The organism is Paraburkholderia sp., assembly GCF_035501035.1.
Taxonomy (GTDB): domain Bacteria; phylum Pseudomonadota; class Gammaproteobacteria; order Burkholderiales; family Burkholderiaceae; genus Paraburkholderia.
Genome location: NZ_DATJWR010000247.1, coordinates 1 through 9,568 on the forward strand (window position 1 = coordinate 1; position 9,568 = coordinate 9,568).

At 66.3% G+C, this 9,568-nt stretch carries 9 protein-coding genes and 2 pseudogenes; 3 read left to right on the top strand and 8 right to left on the bottom strand.

Features of this window, described 5'->3' with window-relative positions; all coding sequences use genetic code 11:
* The 6 genes from VMJ11_RS18580 to VMJ11_RS18605 all read right to left on the bottom strand — a co-directional run.
* Nucleotides 1-536: TolC family protein (locus VMJ11_RS18580; protein WP_325620862.1), on the bottom strand; the 536-nt coding region annotated here is incomplete at its 3' end.
* The gene (locus tag VMJ11_RS18585) at nt 533-1,540 is read right to left on the bottom strand and encodes an HlyD family secretion protein (protein ID WP_325620869.1); all 1,008 of its coding nucleotides are present in this window, start codon (nt 1,538-1,540) and stop codon (nt 533-535) included. The genes VMJ11_RS18585 and VMJ11_RS18580, both read right to left, overlap by 4 nt.
* A 7-nt stretch (nt 1,541-1,547) precedes the next feature.
* Nucleotides 1,548-1,757 (bottom strand): DUF1656 domain-containing protein, encoded by a 210-nt coding sequence (locus tag VMJ11_RS18590; RefSeq protein WP_065065400.1) that lies wholly within the window; start codon nt 1,755-1,757, stop codon nt 1,548-1,550.
* Between the two features lie 37 nt (nt 1,758-1,794).
* Complete coding sequence (locus VMJ11_RS18595; protein ID WP_325620863.1) at nt 1,795-3,927, bottom strand: FUSC family protein; 2,133 nt, start codon at nt 3,925-3,927, stop codon at nt 1,795-1,797.
* A gap of 18 nt (nt 3,928-3,945) precedes the next feature.
* On the bottom strand, nt 3,946-4,419 hold the full coding sequence (locus VMJ11_RS18600) for a MarR family winged helix-turn-helix transcriptional regulator (RefSeq protein WP_325620864.1): 474 nt from the start codon (nt 4,417-4,419) through the stop codon (nt 3,946-3,948).
* Between the two features lie 179 nt (nt 4,420-4,598).
* Entirely contained in the window at nt 4,599-5,285 is a 687-nt protein-coding gene (locus VMJ11_RS18605; RefSeq protein ID WP_325620865.1) for an HAD family phosphatase, read from the bottom strand.
* A 350-nt stretch (nt 5,286-5,635) separates the two neighbouring features.
* Here VMJ11_RS18605 and VMJ11_RS18610 point away from each other — a divergent pair, with 350 nt between their 5' ends.
* A complete protein-coding gene (locus tag VMJ11_RS18610) occupies nt 5,636-6,394 on the top strand; it encodes a class I SAM-dependent methyltransferase (RefSeq protein ID WP_325620866.1) in 759 nt (252 codons plus the stop codon).
* 49 nt (nt 6,395-6,443) lie between these two features.
* Here VMJ11_RS18610 and VMJ11_RS18615 read toward each other — a convergent pair whose 3' ends face one another.
* Nucleotides 6,444-7,733 carry an alanine--glyoxylate aminotransferase family protein gene (locus VMJ11_RS18615; protein ID WP_325620867.1) on the bottom strand — a complete coding sequence of 430 codons (1,290 nt, stop codon included), beginning with the start codon at nt 7,731-7,733 and terminating at the stop codon, nt 6,444-6,446.
* 211 nt (nt 7,734-7,944) lie between these two features.
* On the opposite strand from VMJ11_RS18615, the gene VMJ11_RS18620 reads away from it, so the two are divergent.
* Nucleotides 7,945-8,340 carry a PaaI family thioesterase gene (locus VMJ11_RS18620; protein WP_325620868.1) on the top strand — a complete coding sequence of 132 codons (396 nt, stop codon included), beginning with the start codon at nt 7,945-7,947 and terminating at the stop codon, nt 8,338-8,340.
* Between the two features lie 562 nt (nt 8,341-8,902).
* Here the strand turns inward: VMJ11_RS18620 and VMJ11_RS34515 are convergent.
* Nucleotides 8,903-9,140, bottom strand: a pseudogene (locus VMJ11_RS34515) (IS481 family transposase); the annotation flags it as partial.
* Between the two features lie 246 nt (nt 9,141-9,386).
* On the opposite strand from VMJ11_RS34515, the pseudogene VMJ11_RS18630 reads away from it, so the two are divergent.
* A pseudogene (locus VMJ11_RS18630) lies at nt 9,387-9,568 on the top strand (IS5/IS1182 family transposase); the annotation flags it as partial.

Genomic DNA, 9,568 nt, shown 5'->3' on the forward strand with positions numbered 1-9,568 from the left:
GTGATGCGCGCGAGGTCGGCGGCGGCTTCGACGGCCTCGTCGTCGGCGCGCGCGGCTTCCACGCCGCGCCGCAGCTTGCCGAAGAGATCGAATTCATACGAAACGTTGACGCCAAGGTCGCCCAGGTTCGCCACGGGCACCTTTTCGAACAGGAGGTACTGCTCGCCGGACACCTGCGCGCGCTCGACCGTGGCGCTCGCGTTACCCGAGAAGCCGCCCTGCGCATTGGCCACGGCGACTTCGGCGCGCGAGCGCGCGAGATTCGCGGCGGCCACGCGCAGGTTCGTGTTCGCTTCCAGCGCTTCCTGCACGAGCTGATCGAGCGTGGGGTCGTCGTAGAGCCGCCACCAGGCGGCGGGCACGCCCAGTTGCGAGACCGGAGCGTGGTCCGCACCTTCAATCGGCCCTTGCGCGAAGGGCGCGTTCACCGCGGCTTCCTGCGGCAGCTTGTAGTTGGGTCCGAGCGTGATGCACGCGCCGAGCGCGAGCGTGAGCGGCGTGAGAGCGAAGCTGCGCCAGAGACTGCGGCGTGTCATTGCGAAGCTCCGGCGGCCTGCGAATTGGCCTGCGAAGCGCCTAAGGAAGCAGCGGGCGCGCTGGTAGCCATTTCGGGCTGCGTGGCGACGGCGCCGCTCGCGCCGCCATCCGCACGGTTTGCCCGCCTGTCGCTCCTCGCCTCGGTACGAACGGACACGGTCGCCGTGCGGCCCGCGATCATGCGGAAGTCTTCGGGCACTTCGTCGAGCGCCACGCGCACCGGAATGCGCTGCGCGAGACGCACCCAGCTGAACGCCGGATTCACGTTGGGCAGCAGGTTGGGGCTAGGCTGGCGGTCGCGGTCCTCGATGGCGGCGACGATGCTTTGCACGTGGCCGCGCAGCGGGCGCGATTCGCCCATCACCGAGATATCGACCGGCTGACCGATATGGATGCCGTGCAGGCGCGTCTCCTCGAAGTAACCGTCCACGCGGAACGAATGCACGTCCACCACGGAGAGCACGGCGCGGCCCGACGAGACATACTCGCCCACGCGCGGCGCGCGGTCGTTCAGATAGCCGTCCACGGGGCTCACGATCGTCGTGCGCTGGAGGTTCAGCTTCGCGGTATCGACCTGGACCTGGGCATCGGCGGCAGCCGCTTCGCCCTGATCGACGCGCGTGCGGCTTTCTTCGAGCGTTTCGGCCGCCACGAGATTGCCGAGCCCGATGTTGCGCGCGTATTCGCGCTTCGCTTGCGCGAGCGTCGCCTGGCGCTGTTCGAGCGTGGCCTGAGCCAGGCGCAGCGCGAGCGTATAGCGTGCCTGGTCGATCACGAACAGCACCTCGCCTTGCTTGACCTGCTGGTTGTCCGCCACCTGCACGGACGTGATGAGGCCGCCCACGTCGGGCGCGACCTGGATCACGTCGGCGCGCACGCGACCGTCGCGCGTCCAGGGCGAGAACAGGTAGTAATTGACGATGCGCCACAGCACGAGCGCGGCGACGACGACGACGATGAGCGTCAGCAGGATCTGACCTGCGGAGAACCAGGTTTTTTTCACGTTCACGTTAATTCACGAAGCGATGCGACACGATGATGACGGCGGCCAGTACGAAGACATAGATGCCGAGATCGAAAATGGAACGATGCCACACGAGCCGGTAAAAGCCGACGCGCGTGAGCACCCTGCCGATCACGACATTGATGAGGTACGCGATCAGCATCAGCACGAGCACGGCGGGCACGAACACGCCGAAGATATCGATTTCGCCGATCATGGTGCGGGTTTCGAAAAGAGGGGTGAAGGAAGCGGGCTCATGCCGTGGCCTCTCCGCTCGAAGGCGCTTGCGCCGAAGACGCCGGATACAGCGCGAGCCGCATGCCCACGAGCGCGTGCAGCGTGTCGCGCAGCCTGCGTTGCGAGACGAGCGCGCGCGGCGCGGGCGCCGCTTCCGCGTCGGCAGCGGTGGCGGGCGGCGTTTGCGCGAGGCCGCGGGCCGCGACGCGTTGCACCGCGTCGTCGATGTCCGTGAGCAGCGACTGCGGCGCGTGCTGGCGCTCGCTCGCCCGCGCGCAACGCGCGTAATGGTCGCTCACGCCGGCGAGCACGCGGTCGATCGCGTCGGGCACGTCGCCATCGAGCTTGTGGCGCGAGCGGCGCAGGTCCAGCGCGTTGAGCGCGATGCGCAGATCGCGGAAGCTTTCGATCGACGGATGGCGATGATCGTCGGAGGCCGCGAGACGCGGAATGAGCTGCATGAGCCGGTCGACCATGCGCGAGGTGAGGTTGCGCTGGTCCGCGATCGGCGTAGGCGAAGCGGAGAGCGCGACGTCGCTCCAGCTCGAGCGCAGGAGGCGCCGCGCCGCAAGCTCGGCGCCGAACGGGCGCGTGATGCGCGTCCACAGATAGGCGAACAGCAGGCCCGCCACGCCGGCGATATTGCTATTCAGGAATACCAGGAAATCGGCCTCGTAGGCGCTCTGCACGCTGATGAAGGTGGCCGTGTTCACGGCCACGAGCATCGTCGCAATGTTGAAGGCCGGGCGCGGAATCAGCGTGCCAATCAGGATGAACGGGCCCGAGAACAGCAGCACGAGCATGGCGAAGTCGTGCACCTTGGGTAGCGCGACGAACAGGTAGAGACCCGCGAACACCACGCTCGCCGCCGTGGCGAGGAAGAAGCGAAATACCATCGGCGCGGGATCGTCGAGCGCCGCGAAGAAGCAGCAGGCCACGGCCGCGAGCGTCACCGCGCCCGCCCCGTCGTGCCAGCCGGAGCTCACCCACAGCCAGCAGGCCACGAGAATCGCGCTCACGGGCACGAGGCACGAGAACAGCATCATGCCGCGATCGTAGAAGCGTTCGGTGCCGCCAAGCCGCCAGTGGCGATAACGCGGCCGCCACGCGCCCGCCTCGTGCGCGATGAGCGCGCGCAGCGCGCGGCAGTCCTGCCACACGTCGATCAGCTGGCCAAGCCGCCACAGCGCATTGGAAAGCAGCGCGCCCTGCCAGCTCACGAGCCCTTCGCGTGCGGGCTGCAGCGCCGCTACGCGGGCACGCAGGCTCTCCGCGGTGGGGTCGCCCGCGTCGTCGCGCATGTCGGCTGCGCGCGTGGGCAGCGGCTCGTCGAACCAGCGGGCCGCGTCGCCGAGCAGGCCGTCGAGGCCCTCGGGCCACACTTGCAGGTCGCGGCGCAGCGCGATGAGCGGATCGGCGAACGCGGACATCATTGGCAGGAAGAGCTGCATGCGCCCGCGCAGCGCCTCGGCGCGCGCGAGAATTTCGGGGTGCGTATGGTCGTAGCTCAGCTGGCTCAGGAGGAATTCGAGCTGGTTCACGGTGGCCGCGAGGCGCTGCCGGCACGCCGAGAGCGCCTTGCCCGCGATATGGCCCGAGAGCGTTTCGCGGCCGTACCAGGCGGCGTCGCGGAACCACGCGTCGGCGCGCTCGATCAGCGTGGGCGCGAGGCGGCTCGGCAGGATGGTGCTGCCCACCACGCTCGCGCAGATGATACCGAGCGTGATTTCCTCCGTACGAGCGATGGCCACGTCGAACACCGTAGTGGGATCGGTCACGGTGGGCAGCGCGATGAGCGGCATCGTATAGCCCGCGAGCATGAACACATAACTGCGTGCGGTGCGGTCGGAGATAGCCAGATAGAGCAGCGTGCCGGTCCACATGGCGACGATCACGCTAAACAGCATCGGCGTTTCGACGAACGGCGGCACGAGGGCAATCGCGGCTGCCGCGCCGAGCGCGGTGCCGAGCGCGCGATAGAGCGCCTTTGAGCGCGTGGCGCCCACGAACGGGTTCGAGACGATGTAGACGCTCGCCATCGCCCAATAGGGGCGCGGCAGCTGGAACACGAGCGCGATATACAGCGCGAGCATCGATGCGGCAAAGGTCTTGACTGAAAAGAGCCAGTCGCGGATGGAGGGATAGGTCATGAGTCCGCTTTTCTGCTTTCAGTCGTAGATGGCCCGATCGGCACGGTCGGCTTGATCCGCCAGGTCTGCCGCGTTGAACGCGTTGAGCACGCGCAGCGTCGCTTCGAGGTCGGCGCGGGTCACGCCCTTGAGCACGCGGGCACGCAACTCGCGCAGTTCGTCCTCCATGCGGGCGGTCACGGCGCGGCCTTCGTCGGTCAGCGAAATCGTTTTCGCGCGGCGGTCGTCGGGGTCCTCCTCGCGGCGTACGAGGCCGGCTGAGCAGAGCTGGTCGAGCAGGCGCACGAGCGAAGGGCCCTCTATGCCCACGTGCTCCGCGAGCGTCACCTGGCGCACGGCTTCGCCGAGGCGGCCGGCCGTGAGCAGCGGCGCGGCGCACGCTTCGGAGACGTTGTATGCGCTGAGCGCGCCATGGGTCGTGCGACGCCATTTGCGTGCCGCCACGACGAGCGTGCTGCTAACGGCGAGGCGTAAAGTATGAAGATTCGACATCGGCGGATGATAGCCCAAAGCGATTCGATAGCAAACTATCTTTTTCGGTACGCGGCGCCACGATACGCATGGTATGCGAGTCGCGGGTGGCCTGCTTCGTGCGTGGTGCGCGGTGACGCGTGCGGCCAACACCGGCGCCGGCGCGCGCCTGCATTCGCCGGTTCCGGTGCTATGCGCGCTTACGCGCTCGACCAGCCCGCAAGCAGGTCGGGAAGCTGCACCATGTCGGTGAATACGTGCACGACGCCCGCTTCGCGCAGCGCGCGAGCGCTGCTGTGGCCCGGCTCGGGCGGGCTGTAGCCGAACACGGTCGCGCCCGCGGCGAGGCCCGCGCGCGCGCCCGTCACGGTGTCTTCGATCACGGCGCAGCGCTCGGGCTCGACGCCGAGACCGGCCGCCGCCGCGAGATAGACGTCGGGATGCGGCTTGCTGCGCGGCATTTCGTGGCCGCTGAAGATACGTCGGTCGAAGCACTCCAGGAGGCCCACCTTGCGCAACTGCAGCTCGACCTTGCGCCGGTCGGCGCCGGAGGCCACGGCGATGCGCCCGCCGAGCGCCGCGTGCACGGCGCGCACGGCGGCGGGCGCGCCCGGAATTTCGACGAGATCGCGCTCGAGCGCTTCATTGCGGCGCGCGCGAAAGCCTTCGAGCCACGTGTCGGTGATCGCGAAGCCCGTATGGGCTTCGATGCGCGCCGCTTCGTCCTTCACGGCCTTGCCGACGAAGATACCCATGGCCTCCTCGACGGAGAGCGTCCAGCCGAGCTCGCCCAGCATCTGCGTGAGCACCACGTGCGTGATGCGTTCGGAATCGACCAGCACGCCGTCACAGTCGAAGAGGACGGCGTCGAACGGAATGGGGGACATCGTGTGTCTAGGGTAGCCTGGGGAGTTCTGGATTGCCGGTGCCGGTGCCGGCGTCAAGCGGCGCACGCGAGTGCGCAAGTGCGCAAGTGCGCAAGTGCGCGATGATAACCGGAGTGGCGAAAGGGCGGCAGTTTCGGCGGCCTCGACCAGGCGGGCACGTTCGCGTGCGCGGGGGGCGCGAAGGCGAACGGCGTTGCGAGTGCGGCCGGACATTCGGGGCGCCGGATGATATCGTCGGCGCCGTGGATGGGCTGGAGCGAGGCGTATAAGAGGCGCATCAGCGGTACACAAGAGGCGCACAAAACGGTGGACAATAGCGTTCCCGCAGAGTCTGTGCCCCAACCACCTTCATGTCCGACGACGAAAAGAACCCCTCAACCCCGGCCGACGAACTGCCGGGCCGTGCCAGCTACACGCAGTTTGCCCGGCGTTACGCCGAGCAGGCACCGGTCAAACCGCACAACGCGCTCTATGAACGGCCTGCCACGCGCTCGCTCCTCGGCGAGGTTGCGGGGCTCGACTTGCTCGACGCGGGCTGCGGCCCCGGCATCGTCAGCGCGGAGCTGGCGGGCGAGGGCGCGCGCGTGCAGGCGTTCGACGTGACGCCTGCGATGGTCGAACTGGCGAAGGCGCGTTGCGCGGGCCTCGCCGTCGATATCGCGTTGGGCGACCTCGGGCGTCCGCTCGACTGGCTCGCGAGCGCGGCGTTCGACCGCATCGTGTGCTCGCTCGCGCTCGACTACGTCGAGCAGCTCGCGCCGACCTTTCGGGAGTTTCACCGCGTGGCGCGGCCTGGTGCGCTGCTGGTGTTCTCGATGGCGCACCCTATGCGCGACTGGATCGACACGCGCACGCGCGGCTCGCGCACCTACTTCGAGACGACGCGTTTTGGCTTGCATTGGGGCGGCTTCGGCGAGCCGAAGCCGTGGGTGGAAGCGTTCAGGCGGCCGCTCGCCGATATCTTCAACGCGCTCACGGAAACCGGCTGGGCCATCGACCGCGTGCTCGAGCCCGTGCCGCAGCCGGAGATGAAGGCGGTATCGCCGGCGCTGCACGCGGAGCTCGCGCAGGCTCCGGCATTCATCTGCGTGCGGGCGCGGCGCGTTTGAGATTGGCAGGCCCGGTCGCGACGCGCGGCCGGGCGCCGCCTGGCATCGCTTAACGACGTGTTTCGCGCGGGCTGGAGGAGAGCGATTCTTCGAGCGCGGCGACGCCGGCCGGCAGATCGACCTTGACGCCGAGATCGCACATCGTGCGGCCGAGCGCGTGCACGGTGCGAAACAGATTGTGCTCGCGGCATTGTTCGCCCATCTGCCCGATACGGACGATAGGGAGACCGAACGATCCGGCAATCTCGACCTGATACTGCTGCGAGATGTGATTGCACACCTCGCGCGCCGTCGTGCCCTCGGGCAGCGCGATGCCGACCACCGAGTTCAGGCGGCAGGTTTGCGGCGTATAAAGCGAGAGCCCCAACGCGCTCACGCCGCTTTGCAGCGCGAGCGAGCAACGCAGGTGGCGCGCGTAGCGCTTTTCCAGCGTTTCCGTGCAGACGAGGCGCAGCGCCTCGTGCAGCGCCAACACGCCAGAAACGGGCGCCGTGTAGTGATAGCCGGCGTTGTGCCAGAAGTTCTCGGCGAGGATCGCATCGAGACACCAGTGCGTGTTCGGCGCGGTGCGTGTGCGCACGCGCTCCCAGGCAGCGTCCGAGAAGGCGATCAGCGAAACACCGGGAATCGACGAGAGGCCCTTTTGTCCGCCCGTGATCACGACGTCGATGCCCCAGGCGTCCATTTCGAGCGGCATCGTGCTCAGCGTGCACACGGCGTCCACCACCACGAGTGCGCCGGCGGCCTTGGCGAGCTGCACGATTTCCTTGAGTTCGCGGTTCCAGACCGTGTTCGACGTTTCGCCGTGCACGATCGTGACGACGGCCGGGCGCGTGCGCTCGATGGCTTCGGCGACGGCCTCGAGCGAGGCGATGGAGCGGTCGGCCACGTCGAGCGTGGTGACCTCGGCGCCCACGCGGCGCGCCATTTCGGCCATGCGCGCGCTGAAGAAACCGTTGACGATGGAGAGCACACGCGTGCCGGGCCACGCGAGGTTCGAGATGGCCATCTCCATGGCGGCCGACCCGGGGCCGGCCACGCCGAGCACCCAGTTAGAGCGCGTCTGGAACACGTAGCGCGCCATCGTCTTCACCTGATGGATCACGCGCGCCATGGTGTCGCCAAGGTGATTGATGACGACGGTGTTGGCCTTGGCCACGGCATCGGGAATCGGCACGGGGCCGGCACCCATCATGAGGAGCGGCTCCTCGGGAAGGATGCGGTCGAGCGTGTCGACGACCGGGCAAGGGACGGGCGCGGCCTCGGCCTCGGCCGCTGCCGCCGCCGCCGCTGTGCGCGAAGTGGCCAGCGGATCGGGGGGGAGCGCATTGTCGTTCATCTTGGGTACCTGAATGTCCTGGAAGTGGGGTTCGCCGGGCGCGCGCGTCGCGTCGCGTCGCACAAAGTGTTGTGCGGCGCGTTGGCGCTGACCATGTACAGTTGCGAGGAAATTTCCTGAACAGTCGTTCGTGGGGCGCTGCGGCACTGCGGCCTGCGGGCCGGCACCCTATAATCAGCCGCATCGCCAGATATTGCAAGGAAGACAGCGCATGTCGCAATTCGCCGTGGACAACCCGTTTCTCGAAACGCTTGGTGTGAGCGTCGCGCAGTGGCGCGACGGCTACGCGGAGCTCGTGATGCCTATCGAAGCCTCGAAGCTCAATCGCCAGGGTGTATTGCAGGGCGGCGCGATCGCGACGCTGCTCGACGCCGCGGCAGGCTACGCCGGGCTATTCTCGCCAGCCGGCGAGCCGCCGCGTCATGGCTTCACGCTGTCGCTCACCACCAACTATCTCGACAAGGGCCTGGGGCAGTTCGTGCGGGCGAAGGGGTTTCTGGAGCGCGGTGGGCGTTCGATCTTCTTTGCTCGCGCGGAAGCATGGGTGGACGATCGCCTTTTAATCGCTAGCGCGCAGGGCACGTTCAAGTATTCGAAAACGGCCTGATTCGGGTGTTTTCGGGAGGCGGTTTCGGATCAGATCGGAGTCCGAAATAGATTGTCGGTGTGTGTGCGGATGCTAGTTTTTCGCGGGGCCTCGCGCTTTGGCCTTTTCTTGGTTTCGTGTCGGTATGCTAGCGTCGCCCCTGTGCGGGGCGGCACCTACTTTTCTTTGCAGCGGCATATGGACCGGGGACATGGGTGACACATGATCCGCTCATTCGTGATGGTTCAGATTGATGGTGCCGAAACAGTGATGCGCAAAAAAACAGGTCTTAGCAGTTCTCTTCATCGACGCGCTCGCGGATGGCCACGGACAGTTTCTGCAAGCGTTGGACACCTTGAATCGCCGCTTTCTTGAAACGTAGCTCACCATTCCACTTCACGCGCTTCATGAGGTCGTTCTCACCATATCCGATTGGCGGCAGGATCTCCGGATACGCCCCGCACTGTGCCGGTAGCGCATAACAGGGATCGCCATGTCCAGCGCTTGAGGCTGGCGCTCATGATTGGAGACTGTGCGCCATGCGTCGAACGTCTGCTGGACGCTACGCTGTTCACGTCCCTGAACCGTGGCAATGCAGGATGTACGTGACCATGCTGGGCGCAGGCACATCCGTGTGGCCCTGGTCGTGCAGGCGCCGGTGATCTTGCGCCCACCCCAAGCTGGGTGCTCCAGACACTTGGAACCGGTCTTCGCACTGATGCCAAAGCGTCGACACAGTTCACGACGGTTGGCGCCTTCCTGCGAGGCCAGATGGACGAATTCCAGACGCAGATTCAAGTGTCTTTCGGGTCCCAGGGCATGACCGGCTCCAGGCGATTGACTCGCCCGAAGTATTACCCATGTTCCCCGCACACCTGTTGCTACGTCTCCGGTCCATACAACAGTGAAAACGAAAACGAAAGCGAAAACGAAAGCGAAAGCGAAAACGAAAGCGAAAGCGAAAACGAAGGCGAAGGCTCTCCTAATTTAGGGAAGGTCTGCAAAAGTCCTGGCATTGAAGTCTGGTTGGCCTATCCAGGAAGAACGCGGATTAAAGGAGTTCCTCGATGACACAGTTCGGTCTTGGCCTGGATCTTTCAACGAAACGCACGCGCAAGCGGGAATTTCTCGATGAGATGAGGCGCGTTGTGCCGTGGTCGAGGTTGATTGCGTTGATCGAACCGCACTATCCGAAGGGTAAGACTGGAAGGCCGCCGTTTCCGATTGCGACGATGCTGCAGATTCACTT

Bases quoted from the DNA above. Each gene is read 5' to 3' on its own strand.
- VMJ11_RS18615 (WP_325620867.1), bottom strand. From the start codon at position 7,733: ATGAACGACAATGCGCTCCCCCCCGATCCGCTGGCCACTTCGCGCACA.
- VMJ11_RS18620 (WP_325620868.1), top strand. From the start codon at position 7,945: ATGTCGCAATTCGCCGTGGACAACCCGTTTCTCGAAACGCTTGGTGTG.
- VMJ11_RS18590 (WP_065065400.1), bottom strand. From the start codon at position 1,757: ATGATCGGCGAAATCGATATCTTCGGCGTGTTCGTGCCCGCCGTGCTC.
- VMJ11_RS18605 (WP_325620865.1), bottom strand. From the start codon at position 5,285: ATGTCCCCCATTCCGTTCGACGCCGTCCTCTTCGACTGTGACGGCGTG.
- VMJ11_RS18610 (WP_325620866.1), top strand. From the start codon at position 5,636: ATGTCCGACGACGAAAAGAACCCCTCAACCCCGGCCGACGAACTGCCG.
- VMJ11_RS18595 (WP_325620863.1), bottom strand. From the start codon at position 3,927: ATGACCTATCCCTCCATCCGCGACTGGCTCTTTTCAGTCAAGACCTTT.
- VMJ11_RS18600 (WP_325620864.1), bottom strand. From the start codon at position 4,419: ATGTCGAATCTTCATACTTTACGCCTCGCCGTTAGCAGCACGCTCGTC.